This window comes from Mesorhizobium sp. M0491 (assembly GCF_040321265.1).
Taxonomy (GTDB): domain Bacteria; phylum Pseudomonadota; class Alphaproteobacteria; order Rhizobiales; family Rhizobiaceae; genus Mesorhizobium.
In genome coordinates this window covers 22289-45923 of the sequence record NZ_JAMYRE010000005.1, presented here as the reverse complement: position 1 = coordinate 45923, position 23635 = coordinate 22289, and the positions used below count along the sequence as shown (strand labels likewise).

The 23635-nt window shown below is 61.3% G+C and carries 17 protein-coding genes and 1 tRNA gene; 7 read left to right on the top strand and 11 right to left on the bottom strand.

What is annotated here, in order from left to right:
- Positions 1–52: 52 nt before the first annotated feature.
- Positions 53–1153: a hypothetical protein gene (locus NKI69_RS07475; RefSeq protein WP_352610987.1), complete on the bottom strand. Its 1101-nt coding sequence runs from the start codon at positions 1151–1153 to the stop codon at positions 53–55.
- A 287-nt stretch (positions 1154–1440) separates the two neighbouring features.
- Positions 1441–3255, bottom strand: coding sequence for a methyl-accepting chemotaxis protein (locus tag NKI69_RS07470; protein ID WP_352720802.1), 1815 nt, complete (start codon positions 3253–3255; stop codon positions 1441–1443).
- A 218-nt stretch (positions 3256–3473) separates the two neighbouring features.
- On the opposite strand from NKI69_RS07470, the gene NKI69_RS07465 reads away from it, so the two are divergent.
- The 3 genes from NKI69_RS07465 to NKI69_RS07455 all read left to right on the top strand — a co-directional run bounded on the left by NKI69_RS07465 (position 3474) and on the right by NKI69_RS07455 (position 6112).
- Positions 3474–4355, top strand: a complete 882-nt coding sequence (locus tag NKI69_RS07465; protein ID WP_352720800.1) for a D-alanyl-D-alanine carboxypeptidase family protein — start codon at positions 3474–3476, stop codon at positions 4353–4355.
- 622 nt (positions 4356–4977) lie between these two features.
- Positions 4978–5904, top strand: a complete 927-nt coding sequence (locus NKI69_RS07460) for a DUF1003 domain-containing protein (protein ID WP_352720798.1) — start codon at positions 4978–4980, stop codon at positions 5902–5904.
- A gap of 131 nt (positions 5905–6035) precedes the next feature.
- Positions 6036–6112, top strand: a tRNA-Arg gene (locus NKI69_RS07455).
- 19 nt (positions 6113–6131) lie between these two features.
- Here NKI69_RS07455 and NKI69_RS07450 read toward each other — a convergent pair.
- The 7 genes from NKI69_RS07450 to NKI69_RS07420 form a co-directional block, all read right to left on the bottom strand.
- A complete protein-coding gene (locus tag NKI69_RS07450; RefSeq protein ID WP_352720796.1) occupies positions 6132–9266 on the bottom strand; it encodes a type I restriction endonuclease subunit R in 3135 nt (1044 codons plus the stop codon).
- Positions 9263–11089, bottom strand: a complete 1827-nt coding sequence (locus tag NKI69_RS07445; RefSeq protein ID WP_352720793.1) for a DUF262 domain-containing protein — start codon at positions 11087–11089, stop codon at positions 9263–9265. Before NKI69_RS07445 ends, NKI69_RS07450 begins: the two co-directional genes overlap by 4 nt.
- Positions 11082–12107, bottom strand: coding sequence for an SIR2 family protein (locus tag NKI69_RS07440; RefSeq protein WP_352720791.1), 1026 nt, complete (start codon positions 12105–12107; stop codon positions 11082–11084). Before NKI69_RS07440 ends, NKI69_RS07445 begins: the two co-directional genes overlap by 8 nt.
- A 3-nt stretch (positions 12108–12110) precedes the next feature.
- Positions 12111–13403 (bottom strand): restriction endonuclease subunit S, encoded by a 1293-nt coding sequence (locus NKI69_RS07435; RefSeq protein WP_352720789.1) that lies wholly within the window; start codon positions 13401–13403, stop codon positions 12111–12113.
- Positions 13396–15000: a type I restriction-modification system subunit M gene (locus NKI69_RS07430; protein ID WP_352720787.1), complete on the bottom strand. Its 1605-nt coding sequence runs from the start codon at positions 14998–15000 to the stop codon at positions 13396–13398. Before NKI69_RS07430 ends, NKI69_RS07435 begins: the two co-directional genes overlap by 8 nt.
- 19 nt (positions 15001–15019) lie before the next feature.
- The gene (locus NKI69_RS07425; RefSeq protein WP_352720785.1) at positions 15020–15265 is read right to left on the bottom strand and encodes a helix-turn-helix domain-containing protein; all 246 of its coding nucleotides are present in this window, start codon (positions 15263–15265) and stop codon (positions 15020–15022) included.
- A gap of 225 nt (positions 15266–15490) precedes the next feature.
- On the bottom strand, positions 15491–16597 hold the full coding sequence (locus tag NKI69_RS07420) for a LacI family DNA-binding transcriptional regulator (RefSeq protein WP_352720783.1): 1107 nt from the start codon (positions 16595–16597) through the stop codon (positions 15491–15493).
- A 558-nt stretch (positions 16598–17155) separates the two neighbouring features.
- Here NKI69_RS07420 and NKI69_RS07415 point away from each other — a divergent pair.
- The 4 genes from NKI69_RS07415 (at position 17156) to NKI69_RS07400 (ending at position 21865) form a co-directional block, all read left to right on the top strand.
- Entirely contained in the window at positions 17156–18118 is a 963-nt protein-coding gene (locus tag NKI69_RS07415) for a sugar-binding protein (protein ID WP_023810675.1), read from the top strand.
- Positions 18119–18233: 115 nt separating this feature from the next.
- A complete protein-coding gene (locus NKI69_RS07410) occupies positions 18234–19772 on the top strand; it encodes a sugar ABC transporter ATP-binding protein (RefSeq protein WP_023810674.1) in 1539 nt (512 codons plus the stop codon).
- A 61-nt stretch (positions 19773–19833) separates the two neighbouring features.
- Complete coding sequence (locus tag NKI69_RS07405; protein WP_023810673.1) at positions 19834–20829, top strand: ABC transporter permease; 996 nt, start codon at positions 19834–19836, stop codon at positions 20827–20829.
- Between the two features lie 136 nt (positions 20830–20965).
- Entirely contained in the window at positions 20966–21865 is a 900-nt protein-coding gene (locus NKI69_RS07400) for an aldose 1-epimerase (RefSeq protein ID WP_031213037.1), read from the top strand.
- 1 nt (position 21866) lies between these two features.
- On the opposite strand, the gene phnN is transcribed toward NKI69_RS07400, so the two are convergent.
- Complete coding sequence (gene phnN, locus NKI69_RS07395; protein ID WP_352720781.1) at positions 21867–22496, bottom strand: phosphonate metabolism protein/1,5-bisphosphokinase (PRPP-forming) PhnN; 630 nt, start codon at positions 22494–22496, stop codon at positions 21867–21869.
- A complete protein-coding gene (locus NKI69_RS07390) occupies positions 22493–23632 on the bottom strand; it encodes an alpha-D-ribose 1-methylphosphonate 5-triphosphate diphosphatase (RefSeq protein WP_352720779.1) in 1140 nt (379 codons plus the stop codon). The genes phnN and NKI69_RS07390 overlap by 4 nt, the downstream gene beginning before the upstream one ends.
- Positions 23633–23635: the final 3 nt, after the last annotated feature.

The following is a 23635-nucleotide window of genomic DNA, read 5'->3' as shown; positions in this document are numbered from 1 at the left end:
CATCTTGGCGGCAGTTCACGGAAATTTCAAACCCTGCGGCCGCGCAATCCCATCAAGCGGGCGCAGGCTGGCCAATGCGCAGGAAATCGCTGTCGAAGGGAACCTCCCGCGTCGCGCCACCCGTCACCAGTCGTATGCGGCCATCCGCCGTCGTGATCGCCTGTGGCGGCTCGCCGCCGGCCAGCGGAATGGCGCCGATGACATGGCGAAAGGACACGCTTTGGCCTTCGCCCAGTGCAAAGGCGGTCGCGACCCCTTCGCGCTTCAGCCAGTTGTCGCCGATCGAGGCGGCATGGCCGACGGCGGCGCGGCCATCCTCGATGCCGAGCACGCCCAGGTGGCGACCGCTCCAGGGCGCGTAGTCGCGCCCGCCATTACTGAGCCACAGCATGGTGATCGGCAGTTCGGCCGGGTTCTTCAGCACCAGCACCAGATCGTCTTCGGCCTCTCGTGCAAGCGCGGTCCAGCCCGGCCCGCCATGATCCGCCTCGACCAGCGTGAGGAAATCCTCGCGGCGGTCGTCCATGCGGTATTCCGTCAGGTCGAGCGTACCGCCGCCGGCGGCGGGGAATTGGCTGAGATCGGCGGATCGTGCCGGATAGGCCAGCAGGAAGCGGCCGCGCGCGGGATCCGGCTCCAGCGGGTCGTCCAGCGTCGCCGCAAACCGCTTCGGCGAAAAGGCCAGCCTGCCGCCGCCCGTCATCGCCGTCATCGGGTGATGCGCGACCGAGATGGCACCATGGCCGCCGGAAAACGCATGCTCCTGGTAGAGGAAGGGATGGCCGTCGCGCAGCGTCAGGATCTTGTCGACGCTGGCACCCATCACCTTGTGCCGCAGGCGGTAGACCGCGCGCCAGCCATCATCCGTCGCGGCACTTTCGGCGATGTCCCAGGCGCTGTTGGCCGGCCAGCCATGCAGCGGCGCTTCCTCGACATCGCTGCGCGAAAACGGCGCGCAGAGAAAATCGCCGGACAGCCGAACCGTACCTTCCGGCAAATTGTCCGGCAGCGTCTCATTCGCATCGACCCAGGGCGCGCGGTGCAGCGGCTTCAGCTGCCGCCCACCACCCTCGACGACCATGTCGGCGATGTGGCCGACCGTGAGGTCGAGCGAAACCGAAATTCCTCGGGCCTTGATGGTCTGGATGGTCATTGCGCTCTCACCGATTCTGCAGGCGCAAACTGGCCTGTTCGGCGGTGGCTGCGCAAGCACCGCAATCGGCATTTTTGCATCAGAATGAGGGTGGCGACTAACCGCCGAACGTCGGCGCTGCCCCCGCTCCGCCTCGCTACGCGAGGCACCTCTCCCCCGCTTTGCGGGGGCGAGGAACCCAAATTCTGCAAGGCTGGCCGTCGAAGTTGGCGGTTCCTCGCCCCACGAAAGTGGGGAGAGGTGGCTCGGCGAAGCCGAGACGGAGAGGGGAATGGCGCTGCCGCCTCCTACTGCCGCTTGTATTCCCGCACCGGCGACTTGGTGCCGTCGGTGTAGGTGACCTGCACCGACATCGATTTCACGCTGTCGGCGACCTTGAAATAGGGCTGGTAGTCGTAGGGGATGGCGTAAGGGTCCTTCTTGTCGCAACGCGGCATCTTGATCTCCTTGTCGAGCGCCGCGCCGTTCAGGCTGTAGTGCACCTGTTTGATGGCGCAGCGGTAGGACAGCATCTGGGTGAAATAGACCAGCCCGTGATTGCCGCTGGCATCGAAGGCGATCCACGAGGTCCAGAACTGGTCGAGGATCTGCTTGTTGCCCTGCTGGAGTGCCGCCTCCGGGTCGAAGCGGATGTCGAACGGGCCGGTCTCGCGGCCCCTGATGTCGAGATATTTGATGGCGATGATGCCGGCCACGGTGCTGTCGGGCATCTCGAAGCTCGGATTGGCCATCGGCTTGCCGGTCGTCTGGTCGTTCATGGCCAGAAAACCGGTGTCGGTGAACGGACCGCTGTTGCCCATGCGCCAGGAGATGGCGGTCGCCGGCTCGGGCAGCGAGATGGTCATCGACCAGCCCTGGTTGGAGCGCATCGGCGTCAGCGAAGGCACGAAGCGGGCGGGATCGAGCACGTCGGCAAGCGCTGCCAGCCGGCTGCGGCTGCGGTCCAGCCAGTCGGCCAGCTGCGTCTGGTCGACGAAATATGTGAGCAGCCCGCCATCCTTCTCGTAGGACGTGAACTTGGTCAGCGCCTTGGCCTCGTTGCGCTTGTCGGCCAGCGTCTGGGCGCCGAGCCGGTCTTCCGAAAACTCCTGCGCCAAAAGGAAATAGGCCGGCGCGAAATCCGCGTTGGCGGCGATGAAGGCGTTGAGCTTGTCGAGACGCTGGGCGTCGTCGAACTGCTGGATATGCACCAGCTTGATCGACAGCGCCTTGCCCTTGTCGGCAAGCGCGCCGAACACTTCGCGGGCGCCGGCCTTGCCGTCCTGCACCCGAAGCAGCGTGGCAAAGCGCGTGTAGGGATCGATGGCGTCGACATCGAAGCCGGCAAAGGCAAGGTAGGAGCGCCGCGCGTTGAGCATGTCGCCGGACAGCTCGTATACGCGGGCATTGTGGTAGAACTCGTCCGGCCGCTTCGGCTCGGCGATCGCCCCGCCTTGTACGGCCAAGGCGGCAAAGCCCTTGGCAATGGTGTCGATCGAGGCGGCGATCTGCTGCGTCGTCGCTTGCAGCTTCTCGGTCTGGGCCTGCTGCTGCGCCTGGCCGGCGGCCAGCGTCTCGTTCTGCTTCTTCACCTCGTCGGTGGTCTTTTGCACTTCCGCCGTCTGCTGCGTCTGCTGCTGCTGTGCTGAGGCGATCTCATCGGTCTTCTTCGCCACCGTGTCGGTCGACTGCTTGAGCTGTTCGACCGTCTTCTGCGTCTGCGTGACGGTCTGCTCGATCTTGGCCACTTTTTCGGACACGATTCCTATCGACTGCTGCAGCCCGGCAATGGCCGGCACCAGGCTTGCGATCACCCCGTTCTGGGCGTTGGTCTGCTGCTGCAGGCCGTAGACGCCGCCGGCGACGGCCGCCGCTGTTGTGGCGAAGATCAAGGCCGGCAGCGCTCTGGCCGCCAGCACCAGCCTGAGCACGATGGCAATGGCGATGATGATTGCGGCCACCGCGGCGATCAGCGCGATATAGGCGGCGAACGGCGCCAGCGGATTGAGGATGTCGGATACGGCACCCCCGATAAAGGCGACGCTGCCGGCCCATTTGCCGGTGCGGCTGAGCGATGCCCTGATAAGCGAGGGCGCAGCGCCCCCGGCCCCGATATTCGTCATGCCAAGCCCCCAAGCCCTGAGATACCACGCCCCTTCCCACGGGAAACGCGGCCCTGGCAAGGAAAGACACGGGAAAACCGGCGTTTTCGGGGCGGCCGGCAAGCTTGCGAGGCTCGACAATCCTGGGACTGTCGGCCATTAACCAAATGGACGCATCACTTGCGTTACGTTAGCTTCGTCTTATCTCCGCAACAGCCGACCCCAGAACAGTCCAGCCCTTGTCCAATACCCTTCCGCTCATCCAGAGAGTTTTTGCGGCACTCGCCCTGCTGGTGCTGCTTGCCGGCTGCGCCACGACGCCGCCCGACAGCGTGCTGGCCGTGCCGGCGCCGGCGCAGAAATATGCCGCTATCGTCGTCGACGCCAGGACCGGCAAGCAGCTGTTCGAGGTCAGCTCGACGGCGCAGCGCTACCCGGCCTCGCTGACCAAGATGATGACGCTGTATCTTTTGTTCGAGGCGCTGGAGTCCGGCCGCGTCAGCAAGCAGACGCAGATCCCGGTGTCGGACAACGCCGCCTCGCAGCCGCCAACCAAGCTGCGCTTCCGGCGCGGCGAAAGCATCGACGTCGATTCGGCGATCCGCGCCATCGTCGTCAAATCGGCCAACGACGTGGCCGTGGCGGTCGGCGAATATCTCGGCGGCTCGGAGGTCCAGTTCGCCGCCACGATGACATCCAAAGCCCGCCAGCTCGGCATGACCAGCACCATTTTCCGCAATGCGTCGGGCCTGCCCGACGATGGCCAGATGACGACCGCGCGCGACATGGCGGTGCTCGGCATGGCGCTGCGTCAGCGCTTTCCCCAGCAGTTCCACTATTTCTCCGAAAGCGACTTCATGTTCCGCGGCCGGCTGGTGCGCGGCCACAACGACATGCTCGGCCGCGTGCGCGGCGTCGACGGCATCAAGACCGGCTACATCAGGGCCTCGGGCTTCAACATCGTTACCTCCTACAACGCCGACGGCCGCAATTTGATCGTCGTGGTGATGGGCGCCGACTCAGCCCGCCAGCGCAACGACCATGTCGAAGCGCTGATCCAGCGGAGCCTGTCGCCGACCATGGACGGCGCCAAGACCAGGCTGATGTTCGCCGAGCAGTAGTGGCCGCGGCGCGGTTCGCGTCTGGGCGCCCGGTGACGGATAGGAATTTTTTCTTGACTCGGTGAGGGCAGCTACGCTACTGTTTTGGGTATGGTGCCGAGTCGCGCCAATTGACCCACTGGAAACGTGACCCGCCCGCAAGGCGGGTTTTTTATTGCCCGCAGCCCTGCAGAACCTTGTGCACGTTGGCGGGACAGCACCCCCCTCTGTCCTGCCGGATGTTCGTCGCTCGGAAAGCCAAGCAATTGGCTTTCCGCCCGCTGCGCGGACCGCTCCTCAACCCCCGCAAGGGGGGAGATCAGCGGCTTCGGCGCTACGCTCACTCATGTGACGGTGGAAATTGGCGAAAGCCGGGATGACAGCCAATCTCCCTCCTTGCGGGGGAGATGTCCGGCAGGACAGAGGGGGGTGATTGGCGCTAACATCGGGCAAGTTCTTCACCGCAAGCGACACTCGCAGGTCGCGGCATGGATCCTCGGGTCTGCGCGTCCGCTTCGCTCCCGCTCCGCCCGTGGATGACGAAGTCGGGAAGCGATCAAAAACACTTGTAGTCCCACGAAATCCGTCGCGATGCTGGCGATGTTGCGGCATACGTCGCCCAGCACCACCAGGAGCCCGCACCATGAGCACCGTCCCCAAAACGCCCGAGCAACCGGCAGACAACCAGCACGACAGCGGCGGCGAATATTTCGAGGCGCCGATCATCGGTGAGCTTGAGGCCGATCCGGTGTCGGACGAGCACTTCGAGACGCCCGAAGTGCCGGACTCCGAACCCGCAGGCCCAGGCGCCCAACGCGGCAAACCGAAGAAAAAACCGTCGGCGATCTCAGGCCGCAAATTCCGCAAGCGCGATCTGGTGCGCATCGACACGCTGCGCCCGAGCCTCGCCGACCGCATCCGGTCGGACCATCCCGACCTGCCGGCCGGCGCCCGCATCAGCCGCGCCGAGCTCGGCCGCTACCGCATGCGCTACATGGAGGAGCTGCTGCAGCAGGAGCACGGCGAATTCTCCGAGCTCGACCGCCAGGTGGTCGAATCGATCGCCAGGCAGGACACGATTTCCGAAAACTCGGAAGAAGAGTTCGAGGAGCACCGCACCTTTGCCGACCGCGTCTCCGACAACATGGCGGCCTTCGGCGGCAGCTGGTGGTTCCTGATCTCGTTTGGCAGCGTGCTTCTGGTGTGGATCGGCATCAACCTGATTGCCGGCATGAGCGCCGCCTTCGATCCCTACCCCTTCATCCTGCTCAACCTGCTGCTCTCCTGCATCGCCGCCATCCAGGCGCCGATCATCATGATGAGCCAGAGGCGGCAGGAGTCCAAGGACCGCCTGCGCTCCTTCAACGACTACCGCGTCAACCTCAAGGCCGAGCTCGAAGTGCGCCATCTGCACGAAAAGCTCGACTACCTCATCTCGCGCCAATGGACGCGCCTGGCCGAAATGCAGCAGATGCAGCTGGATGCGATGCATGAGCTGACGGGTGCCAAGAAGCCGAAGCGGGCGGTGCGGCGGCGGCGGACGGTGAAGAGCGAGGCGCGAACCTCATAGGCCGTAGGCTGGGCGCGCCGAGCCAAGTCGCTGCGCCAATCTCCAATTGCCCGTTGAAGCCTGCGCCTGCTTCCGCTAAGAAGCCGTGACTTGCCGGTTCACCGGCTGGTTCGTTTTCCGGATTCCGGGAAGCACCCGTAGCTCAGCTGGATAGAGCGCTGCCCTCCGAAGGCAGAGGTCACAGGTTCGAATCCTGTCGGGTGCGCCAATGATTTCAGGAGCAAGTTCTATCCAATTTGCCGCAAAAGGGCCTCGGCCTGTTCGAGAACCAATTTCACGGCGTCATCAGCCAGGTCGGGCGGGTAGCCGTATTTTTTCAGGATGCGCTTTACCAGTACGCGCATTCTCGCACGGGCACTCTCCCGCTTGTGCCAGTCCACTGTCGCGTTCTGCCGAAGTTGCTCCAGGAGCTCATGGGCTATGACGCGTAGCGTATCATTGCCCAGAACCTCGATAGCGCTCTCATTTTGTGCCAAGGCATCGTAGAAGGCGACTTCCTCATTCGATAGCCCTTGCTCTTCGCCGCGCCTTCTTGCCGCTCGCAGGTCCTTCGCGAGGGCAATCAACTCATCGATCATCTCGACTGCTGATATGGCGTTGGCATGATAGCGCGCTACGGCCTCTTCCAGCCTTTTCGAGAATGCGCGGCTTTCGATGACGTTCGTTTGCGAGCGGCTCTGAATTTCGCCGTTGAGGAGCTTCCGCAACGCTTCCAGTGCGAGGTTCTTCCGCTCCATTCCCTGAAGTTCTGCAAGGAATTCGTCGGACAAAATCGAGATGTCCGGGCTTTCCATTCCTGCTGCGCGCAACACGTCGATGATCTCGGTCGAGGCGACCGCACGGTCTATGAGCTGCTGAACAGCAAAAGCTCGATTTGCTTGGGAGATGGCACCCGTAGCAGTCGATTTGGCGATGGCTGCACGAACGGCCTGAAAGAAGCCTACCTCGTCTCGAATTTTCGAAGCCGCATCACTGGCTGAGGCTAAGGCATAAGCCTTCGTCAGATTGAGGACGAGGTCTTGAAAGGCACGGTGAGCTCGCTTGCGGTCTTCATCACCAGCTGCTTTGCCAGCTTGGGTCTCCTGCCATTTCAGGACCCAATCAATCGCGCCAGCAAGTGCGCCCAGTCTCTGCCGTGGTGCGCCCACAAGTCCGGCGGAATAGTCGTGCCTGTGAAAAACTTCCCTCAGCCGTTCGAAGGCTTCGAGCATCGCGGCAACTGCCTCGTCCTCGTCGATGCCGGTCTTGCTCTGGTCGGACGGGCTATAATCCATCAGCGCATTCTTCAGATTTTGAAGTATTCCGATGTAGTCGACAATCAGGCCACCGGGCTTGTCCCGAAACACGCGGTTAACTCGGGCAATCGCCTGCATCAGTCCGTGACCGCGCATGGGCTTGTCGACGTACATCGTATTCATGCAAGGTGCGTCAAAGCCAGTAAGCCACATGTCCCTGACAATCACGAGTTTCAACTGATCGTTGGGGTCACGCGCCCGTTTCGCTAAGAGGTCGCGCCGTCGCTTATTGCCGATATGCTGCTGCCAAATGAGCGGGTCGGAAGCAGCACCCGTCATTACAACCTTGATCGCGCCGTCGGCATCATCGTCAGAGTGCCAATCCGGACGCAATTTTATGATCTCATTGTAGAGGTCAACGCAAATGCGCCTGCTCATGCAGACAGCCATTGCCTTTCCGTCGAGTGCGACTAGCCTAGCTTCCAAGTGCTGAACCAAATCGGCGGCGATGAGCGAGAGGCGTTTCTTGGCGCCAACCAGGGCCTCGACAGTTGCCCACTTCGCCTTGAACTTCTCCGCTTCGGTTAGGGTGTCGTCTTCAACCAGCGCCTCGATCTCGGCGTCGATATTGGGCTTCTCGTTCTGGTCAAGCTCGATACGGGCCAAGCGACTCTCGTAGTAGATGGGCACGGTCGCCCCGTCTTCGACCGCGCGAGAAATATCATAGATGTCAATGTAGTCCCCAAAGATCGCTGGGGTGTTCCGGTCTTCGCCCTCGACCGGTGTTCCAGTGAAGCCAATGAAGGAGGCGTTTGGCAGCGCCTGCCGGATGTAATGCGCATACCCATACCGTCGAACGCCCGTCTTTGTGTCCAGCCGTGCGTCCAGTCCGTATTGGGTGCGATGCGCCTCATCGGCGATGACAATGACATTCCGGCGGTTCGTGAGTTCGGGAAAGCTTTCTTCCGTGCCAACCGGAAGAAATTTCTGCACGGTTGTGAAGATCACACCACCTGCCGAGCGCTCCAGAAGGCGCTTCAAATCTTCTCGGTTTTCAGCCTGTTCGGGTTTCTGGCGGATCAGGTCGCGACACAGGCTGAATGTGCCGAAGAGCTGATCGTCCAGATCATTCCTGTCGGTCAAAATGACCAAGGTCGGATTCTGAAGCTGAGGAGAGCGAACCGCCAGACCTGCGAAGAAGGCCATGAGGAAGCTCTTGCCCGAACCCTGCGTGTGCCAAATCACCCCGATCTTGCGATCCCCATCAGGAGCGGATGCATCGATCGCTTCCTGAATCGCCTTCCGTGCGCCGTGGAATTGGTGGTAACCAGCAATGATCTTGAAGGGACCCTCGCCTCGGTCGGCGAAAACGGTAAAATCCCTGATGAGTTGCAGGAAGTGGCTGCGCGCGAACACTCCACGCAAGAGCGTATCCAATTCCGGCGTGCCGGGTGGCGCGTAATCCGTTCCTTCCACAGTACGCCAAGGCATGTAGCGCTCATCCTGAGCGGTTAGCGAACCGATTCGCGCCTTGATCCCGTCAGATGTGACGAGCGCGGCATTCGTCCGGAAAAGCGACGGGATGTCGCGCTTGTAGGTCTCGATCTGGTTGAATGCAGCGGTGAGCGTCGCGTTCTCATCACCGGGGTTCTTAAGTTCCAGCACCGCCAATGGAAGGCCGTTGACAAAGAGCACGAGATCGGGCCGCCGGTTCTTGCGCCCTTCAATAAGTGTGAACTGGTTGACCACCAGCCAATCATTCGCGGCCGGATTGTCGAAGTCGATCAGCCAGACTTTGGCTCCTACAATACGGTCGTTCGCGCGGTACTCTACGGTCACGCCCTCTGTAATGAGCGTGTGGATTCGTCGGTTCTCCTCCACCGAATCGGGAGACTGACTTGTTAGGACCTGCCTTATAGCTTCGGCTCTCGCTTCCTCCGGAACGGAAGGGTTGATCTGGGCAACCCACGCTTCCAGACGCTTGAGCAGCATGGCCTCCGAATAGGACGGACGTTGAGGGGACGCGCCGTCTGGCGCGATGACGCTGCCATGCAGATGCAGCCAGCCAAGCGCCTTCAGCGTCTCGATGCTGGCATGCTCAACGATGTCCTCATAGAAGCCACTCATGCCGACGCAGCGCCTCCCTTTGGCTCAACGTCCCATACGGTCGTTGCCAATTTTGCAAGGAATGCTTGTCGTTTCTGAACGGCCTCCACGTTCCAATAGGGAAACACCTCCAGAGATTTTGTCGCTGTCGTAATCTTGTCGGCGACTCCAACCTGTCCACTCTGATTGCTCGCCTGACAACGGGTGAGCAGGTATTTCGATTGCGGATACACGCTGATCTTCGAAAAGTATCGCCCATTTTGGATGGCGCGGTTGATCGACTTCTCGATCAACAGCAAGTTTCCAAGCCGTTGGATGATGGCCTGATCGTCGCCGCCCTCGCCAAATTCGGCAATGGCTTCAGCATCGCCGTTGTCTGGAAGGATGTGCTCAATATCGTTGCCGCCCGCAACGTACTCTTGCAGATCGTCTCGGCCCTGGCTGGGGCCATATGCCAGTAGGTCAACGTGTTGCGTAAGCTTCGCAAGTAGGTAGCGAATCCGGAATTGCCGCGTATCACCCAGTTTGAGGCTCAGGAGGCGAGCATTGAAGTCCGATACGAGATTGGATCGTTCCTTGCGGAAGTTTGAGCGGACAAACTCCTCAAAATCCTGATCGGTCGTACCGCGCAAAGTGTGCGCCGCATCGACAATCCGGCGCTCGTACTCTTTGCCGGGCGTGCCGGTGATAAGCCAGACGAACATCGTCTTCTCAATCTCGTCGCACAGCCTGGAGAAATTGGCCGACGAGAGATGTCGGCCGGACATCAACACAATGAAGTGCTGCTTGATCGATTTTCCGCCAAGCAGGCGCGTGTTGACCATGCCCCGTTCCACGCGCCCCGCAGCGTTCCGATTGGACGCGAAATTGCTGTAGGCCTTTGCAGCTTCCAAAAGCCTCTGCGCGAACTTCAGGGGTGCACTTTTGTGACCCGTTAGTGCCTCGTTCCTGAGGAACCAGTCGTAGATGATTTCTTCCCGCAGCTTGCTGTCCACATCAAAGCTGGCCAAGAGATAATATCTCAGGAAGCGAAGGGGCTTTTCCCGAGCCTTATAAATCTCGTCGGTAAGCGCCTTCCAAATATCCTTGAGCTTGGCGTATTCGCTTTCCTTTGCGTTCATGAACAGGAGGTTCTTGAGGAGGTCCATAGCGTCGAGGCCGACGCCTCGGTCGTTGATTGTCTCAAATATCTTGAGAGCCTTGGCTATCGTGGGGGTCTGGATGCGGATGATCTTGACCTTATTCGTCAGATATCCGTGGAATTTCCGAATGGCCGCTGGATCATTCTCAAGCGTTGTGGCGATGAACTCGCGAATGGTCCGATAGGCACTACCGATGTTCCGGATCGATCTCGTACGCTCCCGGTCCGCGTTCTTGCCGTCGCCCTCGGCATACTGAACGAGTATGCCGCCAGAATCCTCATATTGGAGTTCCAGTCGAAAGCGCGCGACGCTTTCCCCCTGCCAATCTATGGTGCTCGACGCAATCTGGCTTTTCAGTTCTTCCGGTATGTCCTGACCAAGCTCTGTCAGGGCGTCACGGAGGGCGCAAAGGGTGAGATACGCGGTCGTCGTCCTCTGCTGCCCGTCGACGAGTTCGAAAACGTCCTTGTCGTCTTTGCAAACGACAATCGTTCCAATGAAATATTCCGGGGCGAAATCCTTCGTCGCGCCCTCATACTCGGCATAGATATCTGAGAGGAACTGATCGACTTCCTCACCGCCTTCGCCCTTCGGGTCTGTTTCGCCCCATACGTACTCGCGCTGATAGTCGGGGACGCGGTAGAAGTCCTGAAACATACGCTTCAGCGTCATGTCATCCGAAATGATGCTCTGTTCAGTCACCCAGCCCGCCCTCCATTAGTGTAATCAAAAGGTCTTCAATGTAGGAATCATGATCGTCGGCGGGATAGTAAATCGGATGGATTTCGGCTTCTGCGAGAAATGCGCGACGGGCTGGACGTTCGTTTTCGTTGGGCAAGGGAAGAAGCGCATAATGGCGCACGGGGGCATCCCCGTTCTGGGCGCGAATATCCCTAAGGGCAATAAATGTCCGGTCCGATTGGAGGCTGGATCCCATGAACAGCAGGCTCCGGGTTCCGATCAGCGCGCCAAGTATGTTGGTGAGTGTGACGCCGCCATTATAGGCAGCGTCATATTCTGCGCGAGTTAGTACACGGCCCTCCTGCGCATCCGCCTCACCGTGCAGCCGCAGAAGGCAATGCGGATCATTACCTATACGCTGGCGAGCCTCGCGTAGTCTGACGCCGCAAAACTCATTCGTGAAAGGCTGTTGCGCGCCGTTGTAGACGTGGGTCAAGACGTAGTCGAAATTGGTTGTCAGCACCTCGCCGTCGAACAAACGCGGAAGGAGGCAGACCGGGCCAGACGTGTTCGGGCGATGGCGGCCGAGCTGGTTGGCGATCTCTTCAGCGAAGACGCCCGCGCCGAGCGTGTTGTGCACCATTTGCGCCGCTTCCTCGTAGTCGCCACGTGCAAGGTGCGCCTCGACATCAGCGCGAAACTGTGGGGCGTCGCCTAGAAGCGAAAGAAGGAATGTGGCCCAAGGACTATAGCCGCTGGAGATGGACATGCCCGCGCCGATGAAGGGCACGACCTGCCCGTTCCGCTTGCGGGCAGTGAGGGCTCGGAAGCGCGCAAGGCATTGTGTCTCGCGCAGAAAGTCTGTTGTACGATTCTTGGCAGCCTGGACTTCATCTTGCACGAACCCGGTGAAAGTCGAGTCATAGTCATGCCGTGCCATTGTTTTGAAGACCTCGGCGCTTTCATAAGTGAACCCCGCAATTTCCACAGGGCCATTCTCATTTAAAAAGTCATGGTAGCGCTGGCGGAAATATTCCATGTGTCATCCCGCCATGGCTTCTGCATCGCGCACGTTCACCTCGCCGAACATCAGCTTGGGCAAAAGGTAGCCGTGGGTTTCGGCGAGAACTCGATTTTGTGATGCTCGCGCAGTTATAGCCGCAAAAATTGGAGAAATCAGAACACCAAAATTTCGGTAGATAGCCGCTCCAGCATTTGGAATCGGATAACTCTTCAGAATATCTGTTTGCGCCCGCTGCCTTCCAGAGGTACCTGTCATGCTTCTTATGGCGGCTTCAAAGAATTGTGGATGCCTAATCAATAGATAGGTGAATGGTTCTGGAATCGGGAATTTAGCACGAAAGACAATAAACTCCGTCGACCCCCAGCCTATAGCGTGGTCATCTGTCAAGAAATCGACAAACGCTGCTTTTCCGTTTTCGAGACATGGCGTGATTCGAGCGAGCAGAGCATCGCCGTTTCGAAACCGCATACCCGACGTGTACTCTTTACTAATCGGCAGCGAAGCGGTGCTGCCCTTCGTAGGCAGAGAAGCCATTTCTGAGTAAGGCGCAATTGCGCCTCGCGTTAGCGGCTCCCTAGGGTTCACCTCAATTAGGTCGCTGACTACAGCTCTGCCCCAACCCTCCGGTAGGCCGTCATCGCCAAAGCGGCCAGGAAAGAGCTCGGCGATCAGAGCGGCGCGTGCGCGGTCGGGGATAAGGCCGCCGAGAATAGCTTGCGCGTCGGTCGCGCCGTCCTGCTTACGGCGGACGGGGCCGAAATCGACAAACCAGTCCTTGAAAATCGCCTGCGCCAAAGCCTCCAGAGTCTCGTTCACTCGTCGGTTCAGCTCGATTTTCTCATCGAGAGCTGAAAGGATTTCTACGGCTGCCGCTTGATAGGAAATGTCAGGGAGTATCAGCTGATAAGTTTGCAGTTTTCGGAAGTAGATGCGCTCTCGAACCGAACCTTCCCCAGCGAGGCTCAGCCAATCCGCCCAAGGGGTCGAACGGATATGGTAGTCCATGAACCTGGGCAAAAGCCCGTTCGCTCGGCACGCGAACACCACATAGTCCGGGCTTACGATGCCAGGAGCGAGGGTGTCATGGCAGAATCCGATTGAACCAATGTTCAGGCGCATCGGATTGTAGGCGAACATGCCATTCTCGATGCGCTTGTATCTAGATAGATCGTTAGACTGGTAACGCGGCTCTGCCGTCAACCCCACGCTCTTGTCGACACCATATACCGGCCTGTCCGGTGCTTGCTGCCCGATGCGCTCTTTGTACTCGAAGGCGACCTCACCCAGGCGAACACGTCTCAAGTCAGCCATTCGCACTAACCCTGGCCAGCGCCTTTAGAACCGTCACATCCGTATCTCGTGATGCCTCGAACATCCCTTGCAATGAGGCGGTCAATTCGGAAACCTTTTCTTCGAATTCCGACTCATCTTGATCTGAAGCTTGAGTTCCCACGTAGAGGCCGGGGGTCAGAGAATACCGATGCTTTTCAATGTCATCTGCTCGCGCCACTTTGCAAAAGCCGGGCACGTCGCTGTAGTCACCGTCCTTGTCCCGCCATCGATGATAGGTGCTCGCGATCAGGGCGATATCGTCGTCGGACAGTTCCCTCCGGGTCCTATCCGCCATCACGCCGAGCTTGCGAGCGTCGATAAAGAGGATCTCGCCGCGTCGGGCGCGATGGCCATTGGCGCTCTTGTCGCGCGCTAGAAACCATAAGCAGGCCGGGATCTGCGTGGAATAGAAGAGCTGGCCGGGCAACGCCACCATGCAGTCAACGGCGTCGGTCTCGATCATCTTCCTGCGGATTTCGCCCTCGCCTGATTGTTGCGAGGACATCGAACCGTTAGCCAGCACCACGCCCGCCGTGCCGCGCGGTGCAAGGTGGTGGTAGATGTGGCTAAGCCAGGCATAATTGGCATTGCCCTGAGGCGGGGCACCGAAAGCGGTCCAGCGGATGTCTTCGGAAAGGCTCTCACGCCACCAATCCGATACATTGAAAGGTGGATTGGCGAGGATGAAGTCGAACTTCACATTCGAAAATTCATCACGGATGAAGGAGCCTTCATTGTTCCAGCGGATGTCCGCATCGATGCCGCGCACGGCAAGGTTCATCTTGCACAAGCGCCAAGTCGTGTGATTGCGTTCCTGCCCGTAGATCGAGATTTGCCGCTTGGCCTCATCGACATTGCGCTGGTCGGAGTGATCCTCGATGAACTTTTCCGATTGCACGAACATGCCGCCCGAGCCGCAGCACGGGTCATATACGCGTCCCTTGAATGGCTCCAGCATCTCGACCATGACACGGACCACCGAACGCGGCGTGAAGAACTCACCCCCGCGCCGGCCTTCCGCGCCTGCGAAGCCTGATAGGAAATACTCATAAGCGCGCCCCAGGAGGTCGCGGGACTTCTCTCCCTCGGTGTGCATGGTGATGTCGGAGAAAAGCTCAACCAGGTCGCCGATCATCTCCTTGTCGAGCGCGGGACGGCCATAGTCTTTGGGCAGTACACCTTTCAGCGTAGTGCTGTTGGCTTTCTCGATTGCCTCCATGGCGGCATCGATCAGGCCGCCGATATCCACTCGCTTCTTATTGCCAGTGACGGGATCGATGATGTCGAGATCGCGGGCGCGGGCATTGTCCTTGAGGTAAGACCAGCGCGCGATATCCGGCACCCAGAAGACACGGGCAGCGAGGTACTCCTCCGGGTCTTCCGGATCGGCGAACTCCTCCTGCTCCAGCTTGGCGCGCTGCGCTTCGAATGCTTCCGAAATGTACTTCAGAAAAATAAGGCCGAGCACGACGTGCTTGTATTCCGATGGCTCCAGATTGCCCCGCAGCTTGTCTGCAGCCCGGAACAGGTCTGCCTCAAAGCTCAAGTCGCCGTTGCCGTTGCGTGCGCCCGCCATACTACAATCCCCGATCCTGCTATTCGCTCTTTTCGGCCACAAGTTTCTTGATTGCCGCTGAAGCGTCAAATCCAAGCAGCTCGGCAAGCTCGATAAATTCCACCACATCCACTCGCCGCTGCCCGCTTTCGAGGCGAGCAACAAACGACTGGTACTCCCCCAGCTTCGCAGCCAAGTCGCTTTGCGTCAGTCCAGCCGCCTCGCGCTTTTCGATTAGCAGCGCGATCAAGGCCTTATGCCGCTCTGTTCCAAGCGTTTTGACCACGAAGCGCCCCACCTGATCTCAGATGGATTCTCATCTATATCTGATTTTCAGTTATCTTAACTTCAGATAATGCCTGAAGGGGGCAGCCTGTGGAGCCTGCCAATTGAATCATTGCGGCACAGCCACTTCGCCCATCCGAGGCACGCTGACTGTGGGCTTTCGTCCAGATGGAGAGCATCCGATTCGGAGCTTGCTTCTGTTCTCTGCATGCCCAGCCGGATTGCGTCAGCCGGCCTTCACCTCCCTCACACTCTCCCGCTCCACCAGCGGGCACTCCAGCTTCGTGATCGGATACCTTCCCCTTCCCGGAGCCGCCGGCGCCTCCAGCTGCTCGATCGCCCATTGGCCCATCGCCATGTGCGGCAGGATCGAGGTGGTCAGCGGCGGGAACAGATGCCGGGCGATTTCCTCGTCGTCGTAGCCGACGACGGAGATGTCCTGCGGAATGTGCAGGCCGGCTTCCTTCAGGGCTTCGTAGCAGCCGATCGCGGTGCGGTCGTTCTGGCAGAAGATGGCGGTGGGCTTATCCCTGAGCGCCAGCAGCTTGACGGTCGCGGCATAGCCGGCGCTGGCCGACCAGTCGCCCTCGACCACCAATTCGCCGTCGAACGGAATGTCGGCGGTGGCGAGCGCGCGGCGGTAGCCCTTCAGCCGGTCTTGTGCCGCCTGCATCCACGGCTCGCCGGTGATGGTGGCGATGCGGCGGTGGCCGTGGCTGATCAAGTGGCGGGTCGAGCTCTGGCCGCCGGCGATCTCGCTCGGCACCACGGCCGGGAAGGCATAGTCCGCCGTGTAGCAGTTGAGCAGGATGACGGGAATGTCCAAGCCGTAGAGGTAATCGGGCGCTGATATCTCGCGGGTGAAGATGGTCATGTAGATCAGCGCCGAAATGCCCCGCTTGGTGAGCGCGGCGATGGCGCGCGGCTCCATGACGGAATCGCCCAGCGTCTGCGCCACCAAAAGCACGTTGCCGGCGTTCCAAGAGGCCTGGCGCGCGCCCTCGATGGCGACGACGGCTTCCGGGCTGGTGGCGAGCTGGTCGACGGCAAAGCCGATCACCCCGTCCAGCCCTTCGAAGGCGGGAAGCGGCGGGTGAAGTGCCGAGAAGGCGGGCGCCGAATAGCCAAGCGTCCGCGCGGCTTCGATCACCCGTTCGCGGGTCTGCTGCGACAGCTTGATCCCCGGCGAATTGTTGAGCACGAAGGAAACGGTCGCCTGCGAGCAGCCGGCCGCCCTGGCGATATCGATCATGGTGACGCGGCCCTTGGCGCCCTTGGCCGGCGCTTTGCGCCGCCTCGCCGTGTCGCTGGCCCGATCCGTCGTCTCGCTCATGGCAAATCCCAGTCTGGCAGGCCGGTCAGGCCGGCAAGATGGCGTGACGCCATCGATGCATAGAGATAACGTCAACGCCGTTTATAACTATTAGTACGCCGGAGGTCCATCCGCCGTGGATCTCCATACAAGCCAAAACTCAAAGGGTGAAAGGCTTGGGCTGCGGCTCAGCGGTGACCACGGCTCGGCGGCGGGCACACTGCGAAACCCCGGCATTGGCTCGGAACTAATACTGTTTACTAATACAAAAATGCGCTGTACCGTCAATCCGTCGCGTCCGGCCGGTCACGTCCGGGGCGGCGGGAGAGTACGAAAATGGCCCGGTGGCGAGCGGATACTACCTCCGCGAGCCTTGTCTCGGATATGTGATATGTCAGACAAATCGGACTATTTACGAACGAAGGATGAGTCTCTAAGGTCCATGATCGTGGCTGGAACGACGCCATTCTTTCGGTGCCGGGAACCCCTTTGAGGAGGAGGGCGTCCACGCTGCAAACGGCAAATCAGGTCAGTGCAAGATCGGCCGGTCCAACGACTGAGCCAAACGGGAGGTTGAACATGAAATCCTTGATACGCAATGCATCCGTAGCCGCGGCCGCGCTGCTGCTTGGCCTGTCGGCCACGGCAATCGCGCGCGCCCAAGACAAGCCGACGCTGGCCTTCGTCGTCAACGGCGCTTCCGATTTCTGGAAGGCCGCCGAAGCCGGCGTCAAGAAGGCGCAGGGCGAACTGCCCGACTATACGCTCGAGCTCAAATATCCCGAGCAGTCCTCGGTCGCCATCCAGCAGCGGCTGATGGACGATCTGGTCACCGCCGGCGTCAAGGGCATCATGGTCTCGGCCGTCGATCCCAAGACCTCGACCGACGGCCTCAACAAGATCGCTTCGGAAACGGCGCTGTTCACCACCGACTCGGACGCCCCGCAGACCAAGCGCGTCGCCTATATCGGCTCGTCCAATGTCGATGCCGGCAAGCAGGCGGCCGAAATCGCCAAGAAGGCGATGCCCGATGGCGGAAAATGCCTCGGCTTCGTTGGCCTGCTCGGCGCCGACAATGCCAAGGAGCGCATCCAGGGCATGAAGGACGGCCTCGCCGGAACCAAGATCGAGCTGATCGACGTGCGCGGCGACGACATCGACCAGGCGCGCGCCAAGAAGAACGTCGAGGACGCGCTGGTTGCCAGCCCCGACGTCACCTGCATGGTCGGCTTCTACTCCTACAACACGCCGCGCATCTATGAAGCGCTGCGCGACGCCGGCAAGCTCGGCTCGATCACCGTCGTCGGCTTCGATGACGATCCGATCACGCTGGGCGGCGTCAAGGAAGGCACCATTGCCGCCACCGTCGTGCAGCAGCCCTTCGAATGGGCCTATCAGGGCATGAAGCTGATGGCTGCCTATCTCAAGGGCGACAAGTCGGGCATCCCGGAAGGCAACCTCATCATCATCCCGACCAAGATCATCGGCAAGGATGACGTCGACGCCTACGCCGCCAACCTGAAGGCGATGGCCGGAAAATAAGACTTGAAGCAGTTCAGCCGGCTCAACGTCGCTTGGGCCGGCTGCTCGCATTGACGAACCGCACGCGGATCGTCAGTCTGCCAAAAAGTCGGCCCGCCAATCGCTGTCAGGCATGATGAATTATTCCGACACATCCATCGCAGCAACGACGCCGTTCCTCAGCCTCGAGAACGTGCGCAAGACCTATCCGGGCGTCGTCGCGCTCGACGGCTTCTCCATGGAGGTCAGGCCGGGCGAGGTCATCGGCCTCGTCGGTGAAAACGGCGCCGGCAAATCGACCTTGATGAAGATTCTCGGCGGCGTCACCAAGCCGGACAGCGGCACGATCACCGTCGACGGCACCGCGCATGACAGGCTCTCCGTCGAAGGCAGCCTGGGTTCGGGCATCGCCTTCGTCCACCAGGAACTCAACCTGTTCGACAATCTCGATGTCGCCGCCAACATCTTTTTCGGCCGCGAGCCGTTGCGCGCCGGGCCGCTCAGGCTCGTCGACCGCGCCAAGCTGCGCACCATGGTGGCGCCGCTTTTGAAGCGCGTCGGCGCCAATTTTTCCGCCGACACGCCGGTCGCGACCCTGTCTCTGGCCCAGCAGCAGATGGTCGAGATCGCCAAGGCGCTGTCGATCGAGGCAAGGCTGGTCATCCTCGACGAGCCGACGTCGAGCCTGCCGCTCGCTGAGACCGACAAATTGCTCGACGTCATCAAGGCGCTGAAGGCCGACGGCATCAGCGTCATCTTCATTTCGCACCGCCTGCACGAGGTCGAGCGCGTCGCCGACCGCGTCGTGGTGCTGCGCGACGGCATGCTTGCCGGCACCTTGCCGAAGAGCGACATCGGCCACGACCAGATGGTCAAGCTGATGATCGGCCGCATGCTGAAGGAGCGCGAGAAAGCTTCGGAGGCGGCGCGTGCGCCCGGCGCCACGGCGCTTGCGGCCAAGGCCATCCGTACGCCTGCCTATCCCGGCCGGCCGGTCGATCTCGACGTCAGGCGCGGCGAAATCCTCGGCCTTGCCGGCCTTGTCGGCTCCGGCCGCACCGAACTGGCGCGGGTGTTCTTCGGCATTGACTCGAAGCTCGGCGGCGCGCTGGAACTCGACGGCAAGCCGCTTGCGCTGGCTTCCGCGGCGGATGCCGTCGCGCAAGGCATCTTCCTGGTCCCGGAAGACCGCAAGCTGACCGGCATCCTGCTCGACCTGTCGATCGCGCAGAACATTTCGCTGCCCAATCTGCCGGCGCATGCGCGCCGCTCCCTGGTGTCCTCAAGCGCCGAGACCGCCACCGCCGAGAAACAGAAGAAAGATCTCGGCATCAAGGCGCCTTCGGTGCAGACGCGCACCGGCACGCTGTCGGGCGGCAACCAGCAGAAGGTCGTGCTCGGCAAGTGGCTGGCCATGAATCCGAAGGTGATGATTCTCGACGAGCCTACGCGCGGCATCGACATCGGCGCCAAGGCGGAAATCTACGGGCTGATGCGGGCGCTCGCCGATGCCGGCGTCGCCGTGCTGATGATCTCCTCCGACATGGAAGAGGTGATCGGCGTGTCCGACCGCATCGCCGTCATGCATGAGGGCCAGATCTCCGGCATTCTCGACAAGGACCGGTTCAGCCAGGAAAACGTGCTGCTGCTGGCAGTGGGCAAGCAGCCGAAATAGTTTCTTGTTTGCCACGGGTTCCGGTCCGGAACCTTCCAGGGCGGGCATTGGGGAGAAGACGATGAGCAAGAAAGATCTCGGCCTGCTGATCCTGATCCTGGTGGTCGGGGCGATCGTTGCGATCATCAATCCGCGCTTCCTGCTTCCGATCAACCTCGCCAACACCTCGAACCTGATCGGCCTGTTCGGCATCCTGTCGATCGGCCAGGCCTTCGTCATCATCACCGGCGGCATCGAATTGTCGGTCGGCTCGGTGGTCGCGCTGCTCGGAACGCTATTCATCGACTTTATCGCCGTGCGTGGCATGGGATGGCCGGTTGCCTTCGTGCTCATCCTGGTGCTTGGCGCCATCATCGGCCTGGCACATGGCTGGCTGATCACAAGGCTCAAGCTGCAGCCCTTCGTCGTCACCCTGTGCGGCCTTTTGATCTACCGCGGCGTCGCCCGCTTCTACACTGGCGACGGCACGGCGGGTTTTGCGTTCGGCCAGAATTTCCCCGACCTCGAATTCCTCACCGCCGGGCGCTCTTATGGCGTGCCGAACAGCTTCATCGCGCTGATCGTTATTTCGATCGTCATGTGGGTGGTGCTGCACCGCTCGGTGTTCGGCCGCTATCTCTACGCCATCGGCAAGAACGAGGAGGCGGCGAAATATTCGGGCATCCGCACCGGCCGTGTCGTCATCGCCGCCTATGTCATCTGCGGCGTGCTGACGGCGCTTTCGGCGATCTATTTCGCCATGTACACGCGCTCGATCTCGCCGGCCAGCCACGGCCAGTTCTACGAACTCTACGCCATCGCCGCAGCCGTGCTCGGCGGCTTCTCGCTGCGCGGCGGTGAAGGCTCGCTGATCGGCGTCATCCTCGGCACGGTGCTGCTGCAGGAGTTGCAGAACCTCGTCAATCTGCTCGGCATCCCGTCCTCGCTCAACTTCGCGGTGATGGGCGGCGTCATCCTCATCGGTGTGCTGGTCGACCAGCAATGGGGCGTGTTCCGGGAACGGCGGCTGATGGTCGACGCCACCCGCAAAAGCGCTTCCGGCGCGGCCGCGGAATAATCGCCCTGCCAAGACGCGCCGCGCGTTTGTCGGCGCCTGGCGGCATGAATGAAATGGTTGCGGCCTTGCCGCCCTTCTGCGATTGCGGGACGTCTCCACATCATGCCGGATGTCGGTGGCGGACGAGTGGCAAGCCATGAGAGCGAAACCTGAACTGTTGATGTTGAGGGCAGGGGCGCTTGAAGCCGAACTGGCGCCGCAAATCGGCGGCAGCGTGAGCGCGCTGCGCTGGCGCGGCATCGATCTCCTGCGCCGGCTTTCGGACGGGGATCGCGATACCGGCAATGTGCTTGGCGTGGCCATGTTTCCAATGACGCCCTACGCCAATCGCATCACTGGGAACGCTTTCGACTTCGGGGCGCAGCGCTGGCAGGTCCTGCCCAACAATCCGCCGGAGAAATTCAACGTGCACGGCAGCGGCTGGCAACACGCCTGGACTGTCACCGAGACAGCAGCCGCGAACGCGACGCTGACGCTGGACATTGCCGCCGGAGCCGAGCCCTATTCCTATCGAGCGACGCAGGCTTTCGCGGTCACCGAAGAGGGGCTGAGCGTCACCATTACGCTCACCAACACCGGACCGGTTACCTTGCCGTTCGGTTTTGGCCTGCATCCCTGGTTCGATCGCGATCCGGACGTGACATTGCAATTCGAGGCGAAGCGCTTCTACCTCGAAGAGCCGGATGGCATTTCCGGTGATCCGATCACACTTCCGCCCGAACTCGACTTTGCCGAGGACCGGCCTTTACCAAACGGCTGGCGCAACAGTGATTACGGCGGCTGGAGGGGCGAGGCGATCATTCGTTTTCCAACCCGCGGTGCCGGCTTGCGGATCAAGGCCGACCCGGTCTTCAAGCATCTGATGCTCTACGCCGATCCGACAAAACCGTATTTCTGCGTCGAGCCGCAAACGAATGCCTCCGGTGCTTTCAACCGGGGCCGGTGGGACGATCCGGAGGAAGGCGTGATCGTGCTGGCCCCTGGCGAAAGTGCTGCCGGCACCGTCTTGTTCATGCCTTTTGCGCTTGAAGGCTAGCCTAGATCAGGCCCGATATGTCGGAAAAGGCCATCGCCTTGCGCAGCACCTCGGCAAAACGGTCGCCGGCCGCCTCGCGCGGGCCGCTGTTGTCGATCGAGGTGACGCCAGGTCCCGACAGGCTCACATTGGCGCTGCGCGCCAGTCGCGCCAGCACCTCGCCGCGTGACTCGCGGCCGCGCATTGCCAGCCGCTCTGCCAGCACCTCCGGCGAGGCGGTGATCTCGACGATGGCCAGATTGGCATAGCGTTCGCGCAAGGAGGGGATGATCGCGCGCGACACATTGGCGACAGCGACACGGCCATTGGCGACGGACCAGTCGACATCGACGGGGATGCCGTAGCGCAAGCCGTGCGCTTCCCAGGAGATGGCGAAGGCGCCATCGGTTTCGGCCTCGACGAAGGCGGCATCGGCCAGCGTGTCGTGGTCCTCGCTGGCGACATCGCTCGGCCTGGTGATGACGCGGCGGACGAACTCCAGCCTTGTCTCATCGGCAAAGCGGGCGCGGGCGTAGCCGATCACCGTGTCCTTGCCGGCGCCGCTTGGGCCGACGACGGCGACGAAAACGCCATCGCGGATCGGAAACGTCTCGGCCGACAATTCCCGCTCGATCGATGCCGACACCATCATGCGACCCGGCTTCCCTGCCGCCACACGGTGCGCACCACCGGGACATGGTCGTCGACGCGCACGCGCACCAGATCGGCGCGGCGGCCCTGTTCGATGACGCCGCGATCGGTCAGGCCAACCGCATCGGCCGGGTTCTTCGAGACCATGGCGACGGCCTGCGGCAGGGAAATGCCTTCGACGACATCGCCGAGGAAGAACGCCGACTGGATCAGGCTGAAGGGAATATAGTCGGATGACAAGATGTCGAGCAGGCCGTCGCCGGCCAGCGTGCGGGCGGAGACATTGCCCGAATGCGAGGCGCCGCGCATGACGTTGGGCGCGCCCATCAGCACGCCCATCCCGGCCTCTTTCGAGGCCCTGGCGGCCTCTTCCGTGGTCGGGAATTCGGCGACGCGCACGCCCTGCTCGATCGCCTCGTCGACATGGCCTGATGTGGCGTCGTCGTGGCTGGCCAGCACGATGCCGCGCTCCTGGCAGGCGGCTGATATCACCGCCCGGTTCGGCGCCGAATTGCGCGCCGATTCGGCCATCCGCTTTTCGCAGAACAGCTTGAAGTCGCGATCGGTCAGCTTCAGCTTGCGCTGGTAATAGTAGGCATAGGTCTCGAGATTGACGAACTGGCGCTGGCCTGGCGCATGGTCCATCAGCGATGCCAGTCTGACCCGCTCGTCGCCATCGAAATTGGCGAAAGCCCTGAGGCAGTCCGGTGCCGAAACCTCGCAGCGCAGGTGGATGAAATGGTCGGCGCGCAGACGGTCCTGCTTCACACTGTCCTCGATCGCGTCGGCCAGCTTGCGGATGTCGGCCGATGTCAGGTCGGCGTCTTCGTCCATGCCGACGCGCAAGGCGTCGAGCACGGTGGTGATGCCGGCGGTCGCCACCTGCGCGTCATGGGCGAGCACGGCGGCGATCGGATTCCAGCGCACCTTGGGCCGCGGCGCGTAGTGGCCTTCGAGATGGTCGGTGTGCAATTCGACCAGCCCGGGAATGACATAGTCGCCGCCCATATCCTCGCCGATGCGGCTGATGCCGGATTCGATGCCGGCGATAAAGCCGTCGCGCAGCACCAGCGAACCCTCGACGATCTCGTCGGCAAGCACGATGCGGGCATTGTGGAGAACAGTCTCGGCGGTCATTTC